Origin of the sequence: Mycobacterium szulgai (assembly GCF_002116635.1) — a bacterium.
Taxonomy (GTDB): domain Bacteria; phylum Actinomycetota; class Actinomycetes; order Mycobacteriales; family Mycobacteriaceae; genus Mycobacterium; species Mycobacterium szulgai.
Window position 1 is genome coordinate 83,784 of sequence record NZ_LQPW01000125.1, and the last position, 19,929, is coordinate 103,712.

19 protein-coding genes and 1 pseudogene are annotated in these 19,929 nt (G+C 66.9%); 13 read left to right on the plus strand and 7 right to left on the minus strand.

The window, feature by feature from the left end:
• Positions 1–18 precede the first annotated feature (18 nt).
• Genes AWC27_RS17760 through cofD form a run of 4 tightly spaced genes read right to left on the minus strand, consistent with a single transcriptional unit; the run spans position 19 to position 4,461 of the window.
• Complete coding sequence (locus AWC27_RS17760) at positions 19–558, minus strand: NUDIX hydrolase (protein ID WP_085671716.1); 540 nt, start codon at positions 556–558, stop codon at positions 19–21.
• Positions 555–2,126 (minus strand): Eco57I restriction-modification methylase domain-containing protein, encoded by a 1,572-nt coding sequence (locus tag AWC27_RS17765; RefSeq protein WP_085671692.1) that lies wholly within the window; start codon positions 2,124–2,126, stop codon positions 555–557. The genes AWC27_RS17760 and AWC27_RS17765 overlap by 4 nt, the downstream gene beginning before the upstream one ends.
• Positions 2,123–3,463 (minus strand): coenzyme F420-0:L-glutamate ligase, encoded by a 1,341-nt coding sequence (locus tag AWC27_RS17770; RefSeq protein ID WP_085671693.1) that lies wholly within the window; start codon positions 3,461–3,463, stop codon positions 2,123–2,125. Before AWC27_RS17770 ends, AWC27_RS17765 begins: the two co-directional genes overlap by 4 nt.
• Positions 3,460–4,461 (minus strand): 2-phospho-L-lactate transferase, encoded by a 1,002-nt coding sequence (cofD, locus tag AWC27_RS17775; RefSeq protein ID WP_085671694.1) that lies wholly within the window; start codon positions 4,459–4,461, stop codon positions 3,460–3,462. Before cofD ends, AWC27_RS17770 begins: the two co-directional genes overlap by 4 nt.
• Positions 4,462–4,812: 351 nt before the next feature.
• Between cofD and AWC27_RS17785 the strand changes: the two genes are divergently transcribed.
• Positions 4,813–5,175: a WhiB family transcriptional regulator gene (locus AWC27_RS17785; protein ID WP_085671717.1), complete on the plus strand. Its 363-nt coding sequence runs from the start codon at positions 4,813–4,815 to the stop codon at positions 5,173–5,175.
• A gap of 29 nt (positions 5,176–5,204) precedes the next feature.
• Here AWC27_RS17785 and AWC27_RS17790 read toward each other — a convergent pair whose 3' ends face one another.
• Entirely contained in the window at positions 5,205–5,627 is a 423-nt protein-coding gene (locus tag AWC27_RS17790) for a metallopeptidase family protein (RefSeq protein ID WP_085671718.1), read from the minus strand.
• Positions 5,628–5,809: 182 nt separating this feature from the next.
• Here AWC27_RS17790 and AWC27_RS17795 point away from each other — a divergent pair, with 182 nt between their 5' ends.
• The 4 genes from AWC27_RS17795 to manA all read left to right on the plus strand — a co-directional run bounded on the left by AWC27_RS17795 (position 5,810) and on the right by manA (position 10,093).
• Positions 5,810–6,310 (plus strand): DUF3499 domain-containing protein, encoded by a 501-nt coding sequence (locus AWC27_RS17795; protein ID WP_211281658.1) that lies wholly within the window; start codon positions 5,810–5,812, stop codon positions 6,308–6,310.
• A 65-nt stretch (positions 6,311–6,375) separates the two neighbouring features.
• Entirely contained in the window at positions 6,376–7,773 is a 1,398-nt protein-coding gene (locus AWC27_RS17800) for a phosphomannomutase/phosphoglucomutase (protein WP_085671696.1), read from the plus strand.
• Complete coding sequence (locus tag AWC27_RS17805) at positions 7,770–8,858, plus strand: TobH protein (RefSeq protein WP_085671697.1); 1,089 nt, start codon at positions 7,770–7,772, stop codon at positions 8,856–8,858. Before AWC27_RS17800 ends, AWC27_RS17805 begins: the two co-directional genes overlap by 4 nt.
• A gap of 8 nt (positions 8,859–8,866) precedes the next feature.
• Positions 8,867–10,093: a mannose-6-phosphate isomerase, class I gene (gene manA / locus AWC27_RS17810; RefSeq protein WP_085671698.1), complete on the plus strand. Its 1,227-nt coding sequence runs from the start codon at positions 8,867–8,869 to the stop codon at positions 10,091–10,093.
• On the opposite strand, the gene AWC27_RS17815 is transcribed toward manA, so the two are convergent.
• Positions 10,077–11,471 (minus strand): FAD-dependent oxidoreductase, encoded by a 1,395-nt coding sequence (locus AWC27_RS17815; protein ID WP_085671699.1) that lies wholly within the window; start codon positions 11,469–11,471, stop codon positions 10,077–10,079. The two genes, manA and AWC27_RS17815, sit on opposite strands and share 17 nt — an antisense overlap.
• Positions 11,455–12,867 (minus strand): FAD-dependent oxidoreductase, encoded by a 1,413-nt coding sequence (locus AWC27_RS17820; protein WP_085671700.1) that lies wholly within the window; start codon positions 12,865–12,867, stop codon positions 11,455–11,457. Before AWC27_RS17820 ends, AWC27_RS17815 begins: the two co-directional genes overlap by 17 nt.
• A 52-nt stretch (positions 12,868–12,919) precedes the next feature.
• On the opposite strand from AWC27_RS17820, the gene AWC27_RS17825 reads away from it, so the two are divergent.
• From AWC27_RS17825 to mtrA, 8 genes and pseudogenes are all read left to right on the plus strand, one after another.
• Positions 12,920–14,398: an APC family permease gene (locus AWC27_RS17825; RefSeq protein WP_085671701.1), complete on the plus strand. Its 1,479-nt coding sequence runs from the start codon at positions 12,920–12,922 to the stop codon at positions 14,396–14,398.
• A 105-nt stretch (positions 14,399–14,503) separates the two neighbouring features.
• The gene (locus AWC27_RS17830) at positions 14,504–15,754 is read left to right on the plus strand and encodes an alkane 1-monooxygenase (protein WP_085671702.1); all 1,251 of its coding nucleotides are present in this window, start codon (positions 14,504–14,506) and stop codon (positions 15,752–15,754) included.
• Positions 15,751–15,918: pseudogene (locus AWC27_RS17835) on the plus strand (rubredoxin); the annotation flags it as partial. The gene AWC27_RS17830 and the pseudogene AWC27_RS17835, both read left to right, overlap by 4 nt.
• Positions 15,919–15,986: 68 nt before the next feature.
• Positions 15,987–16,169: a rubredoxin gene (locus AWC27_RS17840; protein WP_085671704.1), complete on the plus strand. Its 183-nt coding sequence runs from the start codon at positions 15,987–15,989 to the stop codon at positions 16,167–16,169.
• A complete protein-coding gene (gene alkX / locus AWC27_RS17845) occupies positions 16,166–16,801 on the plus strand; it encodes a TetR family transcriptional regulator AlkX (protein ID WP_085671705.1) in 636 nt (211 codons plus the stop codon). The genes AWC27_RS17840 and alkX overlap by 4 nt, the downstream gene beginning before the upstream one ends.
• 135 nt (positions 16,802–16,936) lie before the next feature.
• A complete protein-coding gene (gene ahcY / locus AWC27_RS17850; protein WP_085671719.1) occupies positions 16,937–18,415 on the plus strand; it encodes an adenosylhomocysteinase in 1,479 nt (492 codons plus the stop codon).
• A 94-nt stretch (positions 18,416–18,509) separates the two neighbouring features.
• Positions 18,510–19,142: a dTMP kinase gene (locus AWC27_RS17855; RefSeq protein WP_085671706.1), complete on the plus strand. Its 633-nt coding sequence runs from the start codon at positions 18,510–18,512 to the stop codon at positions 19,140–19,142.
• Between the two features lie 80 nt (positions 19,143–19,222).
• Positions 19,223–19,909 (plus strand): two-component system response regulator MtrA, encoded by a 687-nt coding sequence (gene mtrA / locus AWC27_RS17860; RefSeq protein ID WP_055576516.1) that lies wholly within the window; start codon positions 19,223–19,225, stop codon positions 19,907–19,909.
• The last annotated feature ends 20 nt before the right edge of the window (positions 19,910–19,929 follow it).

Genomic DNA, 19,929 nt, shown 5'->3' on the forward strand with positions numbered 1-19,929 from the left:
CCGAACGCGACTGCAGCGTCACCCTCGGCGCAGCGCGCGGGCGACTAGATACTCCAGCGCATGGTCGGTGCCTGGCGGCAGACCGTCGGCCGGCCACCATCGCAGGTCCTCGGACTCGTCGCTGATCGCGATCTGCGCGCCCGCCGGAGCGCGCGCGACGAACTGCATATCCAGATGCCTCGTCGGCAAGCCCAACGAGCAGGTGACCGGATGGACGTGAAGTGCCGTCAGCTCGGGGTCGATGCGCAATCCGGTGATCCCGGATTCCTCGGTGGCTTCGCGCAGTGCGGCGGCGACGATGTCGTCGTCACTCTCGTCGCAATGCCCACCGAGCTGCACCCATCGGCCGACGCGCGGGTGCAGCGTGAGCAGCACCCGTGAGCCGCTGTCGTCGAAAACCAGCGCCGAGGCGGTGATGTGACCAGCTTCGCATTCGCGCCGGCAGGCGTCGGCGCGGGCGAGTACGAAGGCCAGCGCGGCATGTCGCAATGAGTCCTGGGCCGGATCGGCGGGCTGCCAGTCGGTCAGCGTGGCGATCACCGAGTCGCGCGGGCTCACCGGGATCCCCGCTTGGTCCGGCGATCGCGCAGCGCGGTCCAGGCCGCGCGGCAACCCGCCACCACATCCGCAGACCAGCCGAGTCCGTCGATCAGCACTCGCCGGTCGACCAGATCGAGGGCCTTGTCGATCTCGTTGGCCTTCAAGAGCAGATCGACGTCGACGGCCAATTCGGCGTCGGCGGCCGCCGGTGCCGGGATGGGCAGTTGCTCGGCCTCGCGGGGCTCGAGCTCCAACACGCCGCCGCCGTAGCTGCGACCCATGATCTCGGCGAAGGCGAACGTCGCGCTGTTGTGGAACACCGCCGCCAGCGCGGCGGGATGGACCCCAGGCTTGATCCGGACCCGATGGACGGTGTCGGTGCTGGTGGCGGCCGCGGCGTTGACCGTCAGCCGCGGTGCCCGGTGAATCTGGCGCAGCATGAACAGGTCCGGAATCCACAGCGATGGCGTGGTCCACCACGGCTTGCGGATCGAGCACTTGTAGCCCAGATGAACGCCGGCTTGTTCGCCGCTGTCGATGTGTGCGACGAGGGCGGCGTCGGCCGGCGCGGGCGGCGCGTTGAGCAGCCAGGTTCGATGGTTGGCGGCGACATCGCCTGCCCGGCAATCCATGTCGTACACCAGGCCGGACAGTTGGGCGCTACGCGAGACCAGCGGGACGCAGTGTTGTTGCAGTCCGAGTTCGCCGGCTTGCGCGTCGGTGAAGGTGAAGAAGCTGTTGCGGCCGGTGACGATGCCGACATCCACCTCGGCCACCCGGCCCAGCCGGGTCAGGGCTTCGGATTGCTTGAGTGTTCGCAGCAGCCCGATGTGCGCGGGGTCGAGGAAGTACTTGGTCCACTTCTCGTTCTCGTGCAGCAGTGCGCGGGCAGGCTCCACATCGAGGTCCGCCGCGTCTAGGGCGCCGGCGTCGGGTAGCGCGAGGGTACGGATCTGCGCGGGTCCGGTTCCCACCACGCCGCAGAACAACACGACCTCCTGCAGGATGCCGTCGAACAGCAGTCGCTGGAAGCTCACCAGTGTGATCTCGGCGAACCGGCTCAGCAGAAATTCGCGCAACTGTGCGGCGTAGCTGACCTGAAGCAACTCGGCGGGAAGCACCAGACCCAGCCGACCGCCATCGCGCACCAGCGCGGTGCTCGCCACGACGAAGGGGACCCATGCATTGGTCAACTTGGTGGGCCGCAACCCGTGGCGCCGCATGAGTTCCAAAGCGGGACCACGGTATTCGGTTGCCCAGTTTCCGAAGCGGATATAGGGCGGGTTGCCCGCGACACCGTCCCAGCGCTCGAGGCTGCCGAGCCAGGTGAACAGGTCGGCGTTGTCGACGGGTGCGAACCGTCGTGCCTTGGCCGCTTCGGCTGCGACGAGTTCGACGCCGTGCGCTTGGTCGGTGCGGGCGGCCAGCTCGCGCAGGATCGCGCCGTCGCCGCAGGAGGGTTCCAGGATCCGTGGACCCGCCTGCCGGACCCAGCCGGCCAGGAAGCGGGCCACCGCGGCCGGCGTGTAGTAACCACCGCGGACTTTGTCGGCCGATGCCGCTGCCTTGCCCGCGAAGGTCGTCATTTGCAGACCAGCAGGTCGCTGACCGCTACCGGGTCGCGCAACCCGGTGGGCTCGGACGCGTAGCCGATCGCGATGGCGCCCAGCGGCTCCCAATCGGCAGGCAGGTCCAGCTCTTCGCGGACCAGGTCGGCGGCAAAGATCGTCGATCCGATCCAGCAACTGCCCAGCCCGCGCACCGCCAGTGCGACCAGCAGTGCCTGCACGGCCGCTCCGACCGCGACCGTGAACATGGTGCGCTCGGCATCCGTGCGGGCCGCATCGGGATAGGAGTGCGCGCCGTCGGGCACTAGGAAGGGGATTACGACTTCGGGCGCGTCATAGAGGATTTGGCCGCGGGCAACGCGTCGCTCGACGGAGTCGGCGGGCCGGCCGTCGCCGGCCAGATCGGCGCGCCACTTGTCTTTCATCCGGTCGAGCAACCGCGTCCGCAGGGCGTGCGTCTGTAGCCACACGAACCGCACCGGCCGGGTGTGGTGGGGGGCCGGTGCGGTGAGCGCTTCGGCGACGGCGGACTCGAGCTGCTCGGCAGGAACCGGCTCGTCGCTGAATCGGCGCACCGACCGGCGCAACAACTGAGCCTGCCGGCGGCCCAATTCGATCGCCTCGGCGGTGCCGAGCCAGAACAGGTCTTCGGCGCCGGAACGCAGCAGCTGCCGGGCCGTCGAGCCGTCATCGGTCAGCTTCAGCCCACGTACCACGGCGACCGGCATCGCGGTCAGTTTGCCTTTGACCAGATCGGCCGCGGCCGCGATCTCGTCGGCGACCGCGACCTCGGTCACCACCAGCTCGTTGCCGTGGCGGTCGACGGTGCCCGAATAGTTGTGCAGCACAGCCAGGCCCGAAGAGCCCACCGCGGCGTCGATCTGCCCGTTGCGCCAGGCGCGGCCCATGGTGTCGGTGATCAGCACCGCGACGGTGACACCGAGCCGCTCGCGCAATCCGGCGCGCAGGGCCGCGGCACTGGCGTCGGGATCGACCGGCAACAGGGCCAGTTCGGAGCGGCCGACGTTGGATCCGTCCACCCCGGCGGCCGCCTGAACCAGCCCCAGCCGGCTCTCGGTGATCAGGGTGCGGCCCTTGCGTGCCAGCACCCGCACCGCCTCGTCTTCGACCAGCTTGCGGCGCAACTGGTCGCGTGCTTCCTCGTCTTCGGGAGCGGGCACCAGCCGGCCCTCGCACTTGGACACCACCTTGCTCGTGACCACCACGACATCGCCGTCGCGCAGCCACGGTGCCGCCTCGGCGATGGCCACGCCGAGCTCGTCGCCGGGACGGAATTCGGGAAGCCCGGCCACCGGCAGGATCTCGATCGGCGCGGCAGATCCGTGCTCGGTCACGCTCTCACGCCCGCAAGCTCCAGCCCGGCGCGGACCATTTCCGCGGTTGCTTTCGGGTCGCTCATGATCAGCGGGATCGATGCCACCGTGACACCGTCGATTTCGGCTTCAGAACCCGACACGTCACCCTCGTGCACCAGCCAGTAGTCCAGTATCCCGGTGGTGCTTCGGCCACCGTAATGCCGGCCCACCGCCGCGGCGGTGGAATCCACCCCGATTACCGCCAGACACGCATCGGCCATGCCGCGCAACGGCTTTCCGCCGATGATCGGCGAGTAGCCGACGACCGGGGCGGTGGCCGCCCGCAGCGCCGCGCGGATACCCGGGACGGCCAGGATGGCGCCGACGCTGACCACCGGGTTCGACGGTGCCAGCATGATCACGTCGGCATCGGCGATGGCCGACGCAACTTCGGTTGTCGCACTGGCCTTTTCGGCGCCCACGAAGGCAAAGCTGTGGGTCGGTATCTGCGCGCGATAGCGCACCCACCACTCCTGGAAGTGGATCGCTCGGGGGGCGTCTTCGACCGGATCGGTGACTACCACGTGGGTCTCGCAACGGTCGTCGCTGGCGGGCAGCAACCGCGCGCCCGGTTGCCAGCGGTCACAAAGGGCCGTGGTGATCTGGGTCAGCGGGTAGCCGGCGCGCAGCATCTGAGTACGCACCAGGTGGGTGGCCAGATCGCGATCGCCGAGGCCGAACCAATCGGGCTGCATGCCGTAGCGCGCGAGTTCCTCTTTGGCGTGCCAGGTTTCGTCACGGTGGCCCCAGCCGCGCGCCGGGTCGACACCGCCGCCGAGGGTGTACATGCAAGTGTCCAGATCGGGGCAGACCCGCACGCCGTGGATCCAGGCGTCGTCGCCGATGTTGACCACAGTGGTTAGTTCGTGGCCCGAGTCGTCATCGGGTATGGCAAACTGGCCGAGGCCGAGCAGCTGCTGGACTCCGAGCAGGAAGCGCGCGCCGCCGACTCCACCGACCAGAACGGTGACCTTCACATCGCAGGACAGTACCTGCCCGCGATGCTGCACCGGCCTGCCGTGTGGCGACCTGGGCGAGCGCCAGTGTGAGGAGGGGCATAAGACACGCCGTGGGCCTTCGACAACGGAAACGCCGAAATTTAGTTACGAGATGATATGGAAATGCCGCGGAGTGCTTGACCCGATAGATGAACCCGTGTCTAATCACATGAGTGTCATTTCCCGGTTGGCCGGCCGGTTCCGGTGTCGCAGACCGAGATTCGATCACTTGTTCGAATTTGGTAACTGTACATCAAAACAGTGGGAAACCATTTCACTCTCTATAAGTGAGGAGGCGGAGGCATGTCCTATGAGCACCTTCGGGGCGTAATGGGAAGCGCACCGCACACCACTTCCGGTCCTGTGCCAGTGTCGCCAATCGTCATTGGCCGACCGCACCTGAGTTTGGTTCCTGAGGCGCCCCCGACATATGAGGCGTTCGAAGCGTTCGAGCCCGAGCCGGAGCCCATACCTGCCGACCAGTGGCAGGACCGCGCCCTTTGCGCCCAAACGGATCCCGAAGCGTTCTTCCCGGAGAAGGGCGGCTCCACCCGCGAGGCCAAGAAGATCTGCCTGGGGTGCGAGGTCCGCCACGAATGCCTCGAGTACGCCCTGGCTCATGACGAGCGCTTCGGCATCTGGGGCGGCCTCTCCGAGCGCGAACGCCGCCGCCTCAAACGCGGCATCATCTGAAAGATTCCAGCGCGCCGCGCGCTACCGCCTCAGTCGTCGTCGATCGTCGGGTCGATGACCGTCGGGTCGACATCCAGATAGATGGCCACCTGCGCCACCAGGATTTCATGCAGCAATTCGCCGAGCTCGATGGTGTCCTTCGCCCGTCGCTCGATTGGCTTGCGGAACAAGACAATTCGCGCCCGTGTGGCATTACCGCGGACGTCGACACCGGCGGGGATAAGCCGGGCCAGCGCTATCGGCCCGTCGGCGATCACCTCTGGTGGCCACTGCACGCTTTCGGGGTCCTTGGCCGCGATGCGGGGAATCTCGTCGACAGCGATATCGAGTTCGGACACCCGGTCCTGCCACCGCCGCTCGATCGGCTCGTAGGCCTCCAGCACCGCCATGTCGAAGCGCTCGGCGCGGCTGCGCCAGCCGGGCACGGTCGGCGGCAACAGCGGCCCGCGCAGATCGCGGCCCCGTCGCCGGGCTCGGTGTCCGAGTCGCCCGGCGGGCTGACCCGCGGATCGACCGCCGCGCGGCGAGCTTCGGGAATCGCTCACCGCCCGATGGTAACGGTTACACATCGCGGCGAGAACGGATGCGCGTGTCCGGCGCTTGCCCAGCGTTTCCGCACGATAGCCTTTCGATCGTGAACGTACCCCGTCGCTGCTGCCGGCCCGGGTGTCCGCACTATGCAGTGGCAACGTTGACGTTCGTTTACTCGGACTCGACGGCGGTGGTAGGTCCGCTCGCCACCGCGCGGGAACCGCACTCGTGGGATCTGTGCGTCGGCCATGCCGGCCGTATCACCGCGCCACGCGGGTGGGAACTCGTGCGTCACGCAGAGCCGCTACCCATGCAGCATCCCGACGAGGACGACTTGGTCGCCCTGGCCGACGCGGTGCGTGAGGGCGCCCCTGGCAGTGTGGACCTGTCCTACTCGGCCGCCAACGCCGGCCCCTACGGTGGTGGGACCGGCATGCCGCTCAACGGTTTTCCGCCCCGAGTGGGCAGCCCGCCCGGCGATCCCCGCCTGAACCCTGCGGGAGCCCATGCGGCCGCGCACAGCGGCAGCGTGCTTGCGCCGCCCGAGCATCGCTCCGGACGCCGGCGCGGACACCTGCGGGTGTTGCCCGATCCTGCCGACTAACGCTCGGCGGCGCCCGGCGGGCCGTTAGGCTGGCGCCAAGAGTTCACGTCGGCAGGAGTCCCCGCATGTCTTGGCCCGCAGCGGCTATTCACGGAGTCATCAAGGCGTACGACGTCCGCGGGCTGGTCGGCGAGCAGATCTCCGAGTCGCTGGTCACCGATGTCGGTGCCGCGTTCGCCCGGCTGATGCGCGACGAGGGCGCACACCAGGTGGTCATCGGGTACGACATGCGCGACAGTTCGCCGTCGTTGGCGGCCGCCTTCGCGACCGGGGTGACTGGGCAGGGGCTTGACGTGGTGCGGATCGGTTTGGCGTCCACCGACCAGCTCTACTTCGCTTCGGGGCTGTTGGACTGTCCGGGCGCGATGTTCACCGCGAGCCACAACCCGGCGGCATACAACGGCATCAAGTTGTGCCGGGCCGGGGCAAAACCGGTCGGCAAGGACACCGGTCTGACCGTCATCAGTGACGACCTGATCGCCGGCGTGCCGCCCCGCGAGGGGCCCGCCGGAGCCATCACCGACAAAGACGTGCTGGCCGACTACGGGGTGTTCCTGCGCTCACTGGTGGACACGTCCAACCTGCGCCCGTTGCGGGTCGCCGTGGACGCCGGCAACGGCATGGCCGGCCACACCGCACCGGCGGTGCTGGGTGCGATCGACTCGATCACGTTGCTGCCCTTGTACTTTGAGCTCGACGGGTCGTTCCCCAATCACGAGGCCAATCCGCTGGACCCGGCGAATCTGGTGGACCTGCAGGCCTACGTGCGCGAAACCGGTGCCGATATCGGCCTGGCCTTCGACGGGGACGCCGACCGGTGCTTCGTCGTCGACGAACGCGGCGAACCGGTTTCGCCGTCGACGGTGACCAGCCTGGTCGCCGCGCGCGAGCTGCACCGGGAGATCGGTGCCACGGTGATCCACAACGTGATCACCTCCCGTGCGGTGCCCGAGCTGGTCGTCGAACGCGGCGGCACGCCGCTGCGGTCGCGCGTCGGACACTCCTACATCAAGGCGATGATGGCCGACACCGGCGCGATCTTCGGTGGCGAGCACTCGGCGCACTACTACTTTCGCGACTTCTGGGGTGCGGACTCCGGAATGCTGGCCGCGCTGTACGTACTGGCCGCCCTCGGCGAACAGGACCGGCCGCTGTCGGAGTTGACCGCGGACTACCAACGCTACGAATCCTCCGGCGAAATCAACTTCACCGTCGCCGACGCACCCGCCTGTGTGGACGCCGTGCTGAAGTCCTTCGGCAGCCGCATTCAGTCCATCGATCACCTGGACGGGGTGACGGTTGACCTGGGCGACGACAGCTGGTTCAACCTGCGCAGTTCCAACACCGAGCCGTTGCTGCGGCTCAACGTCGAGGCGCGCAGCGTCGAGGACGTCGACGCGGTGGTCGCTCATGTCAGCACCGAGATCGCCGCCCAGGCGGCGGCCGGCGAGGCCGGACCGTGAACACCACCCGGGTCGTCGATCTCGAGGACGCCGATGGCCTGATCGCCGCCGACCGGGACGCGCTGCTGCGGGCCGCGTCGACGGCCGGCGCCCAGGTGCGTGCCGTGGCCGCCGCCGCCGAGGAGGGCGAACTCGACTCGCTGCGCAGCGACGCCCGGCCGCGAACAGTGATCTGGGTGGCCGGCCGGGGTACCGCCGAGACCGCCGGTGCCATGCTCGCCTCGACGCTGGGTGCCGCCGCCGCCGAGCCGATCGTGCTCGCCCGGGAGGCACCGCCGTGGATCGGGCCGCTCGATGTGCTGATCGTCGCCGGCGACGATCCGGGTGATCCCGCGCTGGTCAACGCGGCCGCGACTGGCGTGCGCCGGGGCGCGCGGGTGGTTGTGGTGGCGCCGTATGAGGGTCCGCTGCGGGATTCGACGGCCGGACGCGTAGCGGTGCTGGCACCACGGCTCTGGGTTCCCGACGAGTTCGGGTTGTGTCGCTACCTGGCCGCGGGCCTGGCCGTGCTGCAGGTGGTGGACCCCGCCCTGCGCATCGATCTGGCCACACTTGCCAATGAGCTGGACGCCGAGGTGCTGCGCAACAGTGCCGCCCGCGACGTGTTCACCAACCCGGCCAAGACGCTCGCCGCGCGCATGTCCGATTGCCGGGTGGCGCTGGCCGGCGACAGCGCCGCCACGCTGGCGCTGGCCCGGCATGGCAGCTCCACGTTGCTACGGGTGGGGGACCAGGTGGTCGCGGCCACCGGCCTGGCGGACGCGGTGGTGGCCCTGCGCACCTGGGCATCCGATGGCTTCCGGGGCGCAGACTCCCTGTTTCACGACGAAGAGATCGACGGGCCGCTGCCCGAGCGGCTGCGCGTGCTCGCGCTGACCCTGGCCCGTGAGCGCACAGTGGTTTCCGCACGGGTCGCCGGGCTCGACAACGTCTACCTGGTCGCGGCCGAGGATGTGCCGGACGCGGCCGACCGCCCGGCTCCGGCTACCGCACCGGGGGGTGCCGGGCACGCCGAGCAGCAACTGGCAGTATTGGCGGTTCGGCTGGAGATGGCCGCGGTTTACTTGCGACTGGTGCGGGGATAGAAAATACCGTGGAAGTGTTACGCGGAGCGCTACGGACATACGCGTGGGGATCGCGCACCGCCATTGCCGAATTCACCGGACGCCCGGTTCCTGCCGCCCATCCCGAGGCCGAACTCTGGTTCGGCGCACACCCCGGGGATCCGGCCTGGCTGCAAACCGACGGCGCCGAGACGTCGTTGCTGGAGGCGCTGGTCGCCGATCCGGAGGGCCAGCTCGGGTCCGCTTCGCGGGCCCGGTTCGGTGACGTGCTCCCGTTCTTGGTCAAGGTGCTGGCCGCCGACGAACCGCTGTCGCTGCAGGCACACCCGAGCACCGAGCAGGCGGTCGAGGGCTATCTGCGGGAAGAGCGCCTGGGAATTCCGGTGACCTCGCCGGTGCGCAACTATCGCGACACCTCTCACAAACCGGAGTTGTTAGTCGCGCTGCAGCCGTTCGAGGCGCTGGCCGGATTCCGGCCCGCGGCGCGCACCAGAGAACTGTTGCAGGCGCTGGCCGTCTCCGACTTGGACCCGTTCATCGATCTGCTGAGCGACCAGTCCGACGCCGACGGTCTGCGTGCGCTGTTCACCACCTGGATCACCGCACCCCAGCCCGACATCGACGTGCTGGTGCCCGCCGTGCTCGAGGGTGCCATCCATTACGTCAGCTCGGGTGCGACGGAATTTGCGTCCGAGGCCAAGACGGTCCTGGAACTCGGCGAACGTTATCCCGGTGACGCCGGCGTGCTGGCCGCCATGCTGCTCAACCGGATCACCCTGGAACCCGGCGAAGCGATCTTTCTGACGGCCGGCAATCTACATGCCTATCTGCGGGGTTTCGGTGTGGAGGTGATGGCCAACTCCGACAACGTATTGCGCGGCGGCCTGACCCCCAAACACGTCGACGTGCCCGAGTTGTTGCGGGTGCTCGACTTCAACCCGACCCCCGAGGCGCAGCTGCGGCCGGCGATCCGCCGCGAAGGACTTTGCCTGATCTATGACACCCCCACCGATGAGTTCGCGGTGGCACTGCTGGTGCTGGACGGCGAATACCTGGGCCACGAGGTCGACGCGTCGTCGCACCATGACGGCCCGCAGATCCTGCTGTGCGCGGAGGGTACGACGACCGTGCACGGAAAATTCGACTCGCTCACGCTGGACCGGGGGATGGCCGCGTGGGTGGGAGCCGACGACGGCCCGATCCGCCTTGTCGCCCACGAGCCCGCCAAGCTGTTCCGGGCTACCGTCGGGCTTTAGCAGTCTGTGCGACGGCTCGCCGGTCACGTTGTTCTTTGAGCCACAATCGCAGGTTGTGTGCCATCGTGCGGCCGACGATGCGCGCGGGCGGCACCATGTACAGACTGTCGAGCAGGCTGAACCGGCGCAAAAACCATTCGGCGAGAACGGGATCGGTTTCCGCGGCTCCCAGGAACTGATCGAACAGGTTACCCGCGGCTCGCCACCACCGGGGCGTGGGATCGGCGTCGGCATGGTGAAAAGTGATGTCGCCGATGGCGTTCATCATCCACACCGGATACGTCGTCTTGGCGGTGGCGCGATGGAACTGACGGGCAAGCTCGCCGTCTTCAGCCCCGGCTTGCAGGGCCCGGCGCAGGTGACCGCCCTGCAGCGAGGTCATCGTCATCCCTTGCCCGAAGGTGGGGTTGAAGCTGGCCACGGCATCGCCGAAGGGCAGGATGCCGGCCGGGAAGCGCTCCAGCTTGTGGTAGCGGCGCCATCTGCTGGCCGGGAAGGCGTGATACGACGGGCCGCCGATGGGCTCGGCTTCGGTCAGCGCTTTGGTGAAATGATCCGGAAGCAGCTGGTCGGCAAGCTCTAGCATCTCCGGAAACGTCTGCGGGGGTTTCACATTGGCCACCCCGAAGGTGGTCAAGACCCAGGTGTCGTCTTCGTAACACAACATGCCCAGCCCCAGTGACTGGTCATGTGAGGCGCCGTTGACCACGACCTTCTCAGCGATCAGACCCTCTGGGATGCGCAACTGATGGGAGGCGTACTTGACGCCGATGCCCACGGTGGCTTCGACGGCGGGTTGATATCCCCACTGCTTCAACCACACCGGCAACCGGGTACCGCGCCCAGTCGCGTCGATGACCAGATCGGCAGCGAAGAATTCCGGTTCGTCGCCGGCCCGATCAACCAGCACGCCGGTTACCCGCTCACCGACTGGGTCGAACCGTGGCTCGTCGACGGAGCGGCGCACGATCTCGACGTTGTCGATGTCCAGAACGCGTTGCCGCAGTTGCCATTCCAAGTGCGGCCGGCTGGGCACGAACGCGGTGAACTCGTCGCGCAGGGTGTGCCCGGTACCCAGGACATGGCCCGCGGCGCCCAGGTAAATGCAGTCCGGGCGGTTCTCCAGCATCGGCACGCCCGCGGCCACCATGTCGTCGAGCAGACCCGGGAACAGGGCCTCGAATTCGTTTGCCCCACGGGCCATCAGCAGGTGCACATGCCGGTCCTGGGGGACCGCCGCGCGGTTGGCTGGCGTGCTCGGTAGGTCGTCGCGCTCGAAAACGGTTATCCGGGCGAAGAAATCCGACAGGACCCGCGCCGCGCACAGGCCCGCGATGCTGCCCCCGATGACGACCGCGTGGTCACTCTTGCTTGCCAACCTGTGGCTCCCCTCCGTTCTCCGGAGAGTACCCAGGCGATCGGCGAAACCACACACGGATGTAATTGACGACGGCGCGACCGATCAGCAGTGGCGAGGGCACCATGTACAGGCTGTCCAGCAGCGAAAACCTGCGCAGGAACCATTCGGCCAGCACCGGCTCGGTTTCGGCGGCCTGCAGAAACAGGTCGAACAACGCGCCGAACGGCCGCCACCACAAGGGTGCGGGACTGGCCGTCGCGTTGTGGAAGCTGACGTCGCCGATGCCGTCGCTCATCCACACCGGGTAGGTGGTGCGGGCGGTGGCCCGGTTGAGCTTGCGGGCCAGTTTGCGGTCGGGAGATTCCAGCGCCCGGCGCAGCTGACCGGCCTGCAGCGAGGCCATCGTCATGCCCTGCCCGTAGGTGGGGTTAAAGCTGGCCACCGCATCGCCGAAGGCAACGATCCCGGCGGGGAAGCGGCGCAGCTTGTCATAGCGCCGCCATCTGCTCACCGGGTAGGCGTGGCGCGCCGGGGTGCCGACGGGCTCGGCCTGCGCCAGCGCTTCGCCGAAACGTGCCGGCAGCAGTTCGGTGGCCAGTGCCCGCATCTCGTCGAAGGTGGGCGGCGGTTTGGCATTGGCAACCCCGAAAGTTGTCAGCACCCAGGTGTCGTCCTCGTTGGCCAGGATGCCGATCCCGTAGGACTGGTCATGCGATGCGCCTGCGATGACGATCCGTTCGTCAAGCACGCCTTCGGCTATCCGGAACTTCTGAGTGGCATACGTGATGCCCACGTCCACGGTTTGTTCGGTGGGCCGTTTGTATCCCCACTGTGCCAGCCACACCGGCAATCGGGTGCCGCGCCCGGTCGCGTCGACCACCAGATCAGCGGCGACAAACTCGGGGTCCCCGGCGGCGACCGGATCCAGCAACACGCCCGTCACCCGTTGCTGTGCACGCTCGAACGTCGGCTCGGCGACGCAGCGCCGCACGATCTCGACGTTGCCGATGTCGAGGACCCGGCGCCGCAGCTGCCATTCCAGATGCGGCCGGCTGGGCACGTAGGCACTGAATTCCTTGCGCAGGGTGGGCCCGGTGCCCAGAACATGGCCGGCGGCACCCAAATACACGCGGTGCGGCTCGGTGTGCAGCGTCGGCACACCCGCGGCCACCAGGTCGGCGAGCAGGCCCGGGAACAGGCTCTCGAACTCGTTGGCCCCGCGCGTCATCAACATATGCAGGTGCCGGTCCTGCGGAACGGCGTTGCGACTGGCAGCTGTCTGCGGCAGCTCGTCGCGCTCGAATACCGTCACCCGGGCGTAGCAATCGGCCAGCACCCGCGCCGCGCACAGCCCGGCGATGCTTGCGCCGATAACGACTGCGTGGTCCCTGCTCGCTTCGCCTCGGCCGCGCATCCTGGGGAGGCTACTCGGTACTGTGCGGTCACAACGAGAGGGAGGACGGGTGATGGCCGGTCGATGGCGCATGAAGTCCGTTGAGCAATCGATCGCCGACACCGACGAGCCGACCACCCGGCTGCGCAAAGACCTCACCTGGCGGGACCTGGTGGTCTTCGGCGTCTCGGTGGTGATCGGGGCGGGCATCTTCACGGTCACCGCCTCGACGACGGGTGACATCACCGGCCCGGCGATCTGGGTCTCGTTTCTCATCGCCGCAGGAACCTGCGCGCTGGCCGCACTGTGTTACGCCGAGTTCGCCTCGACCCTGCCGGTGGCCGGCAGCGCGTACACGTTCTCCTACGCCACCTTCGGTGAGTTCCTGGCCTGGGTGATCGGCTGGAACCTGGTGCTGGAGCTGGCCATCGGCGCAGCCGTCGTCGCCAAGGGCTGGTCGAGCTACCTGGGGACGGTGTTCGGATTCGCCGGTGGCACAGTGCATCTCGGATCGTTCAGCATCGACTGGGGCGCGCTGCTCATCGTCGCGATCGTGGCGACCCTGTGCGCACTCGGCACCAAACTGTCGTCGCGGTTCTCCGCGGTGGTCACCGCCATCAAGGTGTCGGTGGTAATCCTGGTGGTGATCGTCGGCGCCTTCTACATCAAGGCGGCCAACTACACGCCGTTCGTTCCGAAGCCGGAGGCCGAACACCAGGGCCGGGGGCTCGACCAGTCCGTCCTGTCGCTGCTCACCGGTGCCGGCGGCAGCCATTACGGCTGGTACGGCGTGTTGGCGGGGGCATCGATCGTGTTCTTTGCGTTCATCGGGTTCGACATCGTGGCCACCATGGCCGAAGAGACCAAGAATCCGCAGCGCGACGTCCCGAAGGGAATCCTGGCGTCGCTGGGCGTGGTCACCCTGCTCTACGTCGCGGTGTCCATCGTGTTGTCCGGCATGGTTTCCTACACCCAGCTGCGCACCGTGCCAGGCAGTGGTCAGGCGAATCTGGCGACGGCGTTTCGGGCCAACGGATTGCATTGGGCCAGCGGCATCATCTCGGTAGGGGCGCTGGCGGGGCTGACCACCGTGGTGATGGTGCTGATCTTGGGGCAGTGCCGCGTCTTGTTCGCGATGGCGCGCGACGGCCTGTTGCCCCAGCAACTGGCCAAGACCGGTACCCGCGGCACGCCGGTGCGGATCACCGTGCTGGTCGCGCTGGTGGTGGCCGCGACGGCTTCGGTGTTCCCGATAACCAAGCTCGAAGAGATGGTCAACGTCGGCACCCTGTTCGCGTTCGTGCTGGTTTCCGCGGGCGTCATCGTGCTGCGCCGGATGCGGCCGGACCTCGAGCGCGGGTTCCGGGCGCCCTGGGTGCCGTTGCTCCCGATCGCCTCGGTGGCGGCGTGTGTGTGGCTGATGCTCAATCTCACCGCGCTGACCTGGATCCGGTTCGCGGTGTGGTTGCTGCTGGGTACCGCGATCTACCTCGGGTACGGGCGCCGGCACTCGGTACAAGGACGACGGGAGCGAGCAGACAAATCAAGCTAATTTGGACAGTTTGTTTACAAAACACTGCTTTGTGTCTAGACACGAGACGGAAACATCGGTATTGTCCAACCTCAACGTGGTGTGACTCACAAGGAGGTTTGGCATATGACCACACAGATCGGGTCCGAAGTACCTGCGGTCCCTGCCCTCGAATGGCGGGACAAGAAGCGCTACCTGTGGCTGATGGGGTTGATCGCCCCGACGGCGCTGTTCGTGATGCTGCCGATCATCTGGGCTCTCAACCAGCTCGGCTGGCACACCGCTGCGCAGCTGCCGCTGTGGATCGGGCCGTTCCTGGTGTACGTCCTGCTGCCGCTGCTGGACCTGCGCTTCGGGCCGGACGGCCAGAACCCGCCCGACGAGGTGATGGAGCGGCTGGAAAACGACAAGTACTACCGCTACTGCACCTACATCTACATCCCGTTCCAGTACGCCAGCGTGATCCTGGGCGCCTACCTGTTCACCGCGTCGAACCTGGGCTGGCTCGGCTATGAGGGCGGACTGGGCTGGCTGGGCAAGATCGGCGTGGCGCTGTCGGTCGGTGTGCTGGGCGGTGTCGGGATCAACACAGCGCACGAGATGGGTCACAAGAAGGATTCGCTGGAGCGGTGGCTATCCAAGATCACCCTGGCGCAGACCTGCTACGGCCACTTCTACATCGAGCACAACCGCGGCCACCACGTGCGCGTCTCCACGCCCGAAGACCCGGCCTCGGCGCGTTTCGGCGAGACTTTCTGGGAGTTCCTGCCCCGCAGCGTCATCGGCAGCGCACGCTCATCGATCCACCTGGAGTCCCAGCGGATCCGCCGGCTCGGCAAGAGCCCGTGGAACCCCAAGACCTGGCCGTCCAACGACGTGGTCAACGCATGGGCGATGTCGGTGGTGCTCTGGGGCGTGCTGATCGCGGTGTTCGGCCTAAGCCTGATCCCGTTCGTGATCGTCCAGGCCGTCTTCGGCTTCTGCCTGCTGGAAGCCGTCAACTACCTCGAGCACTACGGCCTGCTGCGCCAGAAGAACGCTAACGGCCGCTATGAGCGCTGCGCGCCGGTACACAGTTGGAACTCCGACCACATCGTCACCAACCTGTTCCTGTACCACCTGCAGCGGCACAGCGATCACCACGCCAATCCCACCCGTCGCTACCAAACGCTGCGCAGCATGGAAGGTTCGCCCAACCTGCCCAGTGGCTACGCGTCGATGATCTCGCTGACCTACTTCCCGCCGCTGTGGCGCAAGGTGATGGACCACCGGGTGCTCGCGCACTACGGCGGCGACATCACCAAGGTCAACATCCAGCCCCGGCTGCGGGAGAAGCTGTTCGCCAAGTACGGCGCCCCGGAACGAGACGCCGCATGAGTGCTTTGAACCAGTACAAGTGCCCCGTGTGCGACTACGTCTACGACGAGACCAAAGGTGATGCCAGGGAAGGTTTTCCAGCCGGAACAGGCTGGGATCAGATTCCCGACGACTGGACCTGTCCGGACTGCGCTGTCCGCGAGAAAGTCGATTTCGAAGAGATGCCGTCTGGCGACGATGCTGCCGCGCAAGCGGCAGAGGAGGAGCTGGACGAATTGAAAGGAGCTGTGAAATGAACGACTACAAGCTGTACCAGTGCGTCCAATGCGGTTGGGAGTACGACGAGGCGCTGGGCTGGCCGGAAGACGGCATCGCCCCCGGAACCCGCTGGGACGACATCCCCGAGGACTGGAGCTGCCCGGACTGCGGCGCGGCAAAATCGGACTTCGTGATGGTGGAGGTGGCCCGCTCATGAGCAGCCAAAGCGTTATCCTCGCGCCTGTGAAGCGGATTCCTTACGCCGAGGCATCCCGGGCCCTGCTGCGTGATTCGGTACTGGACGCGATGCGGGATCTGCTGCTGACCCGCGACTGGTCGGCGATCACGCTGTCCGACGTCGCTCGCGCCGCGGGTATCAGCCGGCAGACCATCTACAACGAGTTCGGTTCCCGGCAGGGGCTCGCCCAGGGCTACGCCTTGCGCCTGGCCGATCGCCTGGTCGATGCCGTGCACGCCGCCCTGGACGCCAACGTCGGCAACATCTACGAGTCGTTCCTTCAGGGTTTTCGGACGTTCTTCACAGAAACAGCCGCCGACCCGCTGGTGATCTCGTTGCTGAGCGGCGTCGCCAAGCCCGATCTGCTGCAACTCATCACCACCGACAGTGCGCCCATCATCACCCGCGCCTCGGCCCGGCTGGCGACCGCGTTCACTCAAACGTGGGTTGCTACCAGCGACGACGACGCCAATGTGCTGTCGCGGGCGATCGTTCGGCTGTGCCTGAGTTACGTCTCGATGCCACCGGAAGCCGACCACGACGTGGCGGCGGACCTGGCCCGGTTGATGACGCCGTTCGCTGAACGGCACGGCGTGAATATCGTCTCTTAGTGGTGCTTTGAAGATGGCCTGACCTGCGGGGCTTATAGGAAGGCGACTAAAGTGACGCTCGAGCGTATCGAGGCGAAGTAGCCCGCTCGGACCTTTTGAGCCCCTGTGAGCCCCGTAGTAAGGATGAAACACGTAATGACGACTACCGAAATCTCGCTTACACCAGACGTTCTCAACGGCATCGACTTCAAGATCGCCGACCTGTCACTAGCGGATTTCGGCCGCAAAGAACTCCGGATCGCCGAGCACGAGATGCCCGGCCTGATGTCGCTACGACGCGAATACGCCGAAGTGCAGCCCCTGAAGGGGGCCCGGATCTCGGGTTCGTTGCACATGACCGTGCAGACCGCGGTGCTGATCGAAACGTTGACGAGCCTCGGCGCTGAAGTCAGATGGGCGTCCTGCAACATCTTCTCCACCCAGGACCACGCCGCGGCCGCCGTCGTCGTCGGTCCGCACGGTACGCCGGAGGAGCCCAAGGGCGTGCCGGTCTTCGCGTGGAAGGGTGAGACGCTCGAGGAGTACTGGTGGGCTGCCGAGCAGATGCTCACCTGGCCGGACCCGGACAAGCCGGCCAACATGATCCTCGACGACGGCGGTGACGCCACCATGCTGGTGCTGCGCGGCATGCAGTACGAGAAGGCCGGCGTGGTGCCGCCCGCCGAGGAAGACGACTCCGCCGAGTGGAAGGTCTTCCTCAACCTGCTGCGCAACCGCTTCGAGACCGACAAGGGCAAGTGGACCAAGATCGCCGAGTCGGTCAAGGGCGTCACCGAAGAGACCACCACCGGCGTGCTGCGGCTCTACCAATTCGCCGCCGCGGGCGACCTGGCCTTCCCGGCGATCAACGTCAACGACTCGGTGACCAAGTCCAAGTTCGACAACAAGTACGGCACCCGGCACTCGCTCATCGACGGCATCAACCGCGGCACCGACGCGCTGATCGGCGGCAAGAAGGTGCTGATCTGTGGTTACGGCGACGTCGGCAAGGGCTGTGCGGAGGCGATGAAAGGCCAGGGCGCGCGCGTCCAGGTCACCGAGATCGACCCGATCAACGCGCTGCAGGCGATGATGGAGGGCTTCGACGTCGTCACCGTCGAGGATGCCATCGGTGACGCGGACATCGTCGTGACCTCGACCGGCAACAAAGACATCATCATGCTCGAGCACATCAAGGCGATGAAGGACCACTCGATCCTGGGCAACATCGGCCACTTCGACAACGAGATCGACATGGCCGGCCTGGAGCGCTCCGGCGCGACGAAGACCAACATCAAGCCGCAGGTCGACCTGTGGACTTTCAAGGAGACCGGCCGCTCGGTCATCGTGCTGTCCGAGGGACGGCTGCTGAACCTGGGCAATGCCACCGGCCACCCGTCGTTCGTGATGAGCAACAGCTTCGCCAACCAGACGATCGCCCAGATCGAGCTGTGGACCAAGAACGACGAGTACGACAACGAGGTGTACCGGCTGCCCAAGCACCTCGACGAGAAGGTGGCCCGCATTCACGTCGAGGCCCTCGGCGGCAAGCTGACCAAGCTGACCAAGGACCAGGCCGAGTACCTCGGCGTCGACGTGGAGGGCCCGTACAAGCCGGACCACTACCGCTACTGATGCTGCCGTCGGCGGCCGAGCGTGACGCCACAGTCACGTTCGGCGCCGAGTGCGACTGCAGCGTCACGCTGACGGCAGCGAGTAGGCTCGCGCGGTGCTGATCGCAATCGAAGGCGTCGACGGCTCGGGTAAGCGGACGCTGACCGATGGTCTGCGCAAGGCGTTCGAGGCGGCCGGCAAGTCGGTCGCCACGCTGGCGTTCCCGCGCTACGGGCAATCGGTAACCGCCGACGTCGCTGCCGAAGCCCTGCACGGTGAGCACGGCGACATCGCCTCTTCGGTATACGCGATGGCGATGCTGTTCGCGCTCGATCGCGCCGGCGCGATAGACCAGATCGCGCAGCTGTGCCGGGACCATGACGTGGTGATCCTGGATCGCTACGTCGCCTCCAACGCTGCCTACACCGCGGCGCGCCTGCACCAGGACGCGTCCGGAACGGCGGTGGCCTGGGTGCAACAGCTTGAATACCAGCGGCTGGGACTGCCGGCTCCGGACTGGCAGGTCTTGCTGAACGTGTCCGCCGAACTCGCCGGGCAGCGCGCCCGCAGCCGGGCCGAAAGCGATCCGGGCCGGGCTCGCGACAGCTACGAACGCGACGACGGACTGCAGCAGCGCACCGGCGCGGTGTATGCCGGATTGGCCGCCGCGCAGTGGGGCGGACGGTGGCTGGTGGTCGGCGCCGAGGTCGATCCGGCCCGTTTGACGGCCACTTTGGCGGCCGGATAGCACATTTTCGGGCCTATTTGTCCTAATCAAGTAAGAAACGCCCGTGTGGTACCCCAGTTTTGTCCCGAACTGGTGACACCATGGACAGCATGAGGCAAAGGATTTTGGTCGTCGACGACGACGCTTCGCTGGCTGAGATGCTCACCATCGTGTTGCGTGGGGAGGGCTTCGACACCGCGGTCATCGGCGACGGTACTCAAGCCCTGACCGCGGTGCGCGAGTTGCGCCCCGATTTGGTGCTGTTGGACTTGATGCTGCCCGGTATGAACGGCATCGATGTGTGTCGGGTGCTGCGCGCCGATTCCGGCGTTCCGATTGTGATGCTGACGGCCAAGACCGACACCGTGGACGTGGTACTGGGCCTGGAGTCCGGCGCCGACGACTACATCATGAAGCCGTTCAAGCCCAAGGAGCTGGTCGCGCGGGTACGGGCGCGGCTTCGGCGCAACGACGACGAGCCGGCCGAGATGCTGTCCATCGCCGATGTGGACATCGACGTGCCTGCGCACAAGGTGACCCGCAATGGTGAGCAGATCTCGCTGACACCGCTGGAGTTCGACCTGCTGGTCGCGTTGGCGCGCAAACCGCGCCAGGTGTTTACTCGTGATGTGCTGCTCGAACAGGTGTGGGGATACCGGCACCCGGCGGACACCCGCCTGGTGAATGTGCACGTCCAGCGTCTGCGGGCCAAGGTCGAGAAAGACCCGGAGAACCCGACCGTGGTGTTGACCGTTCGAGGAGTGGGATACAAGGCCGGACCTCCGTGATCCGCGGTTTTGACGTGGAG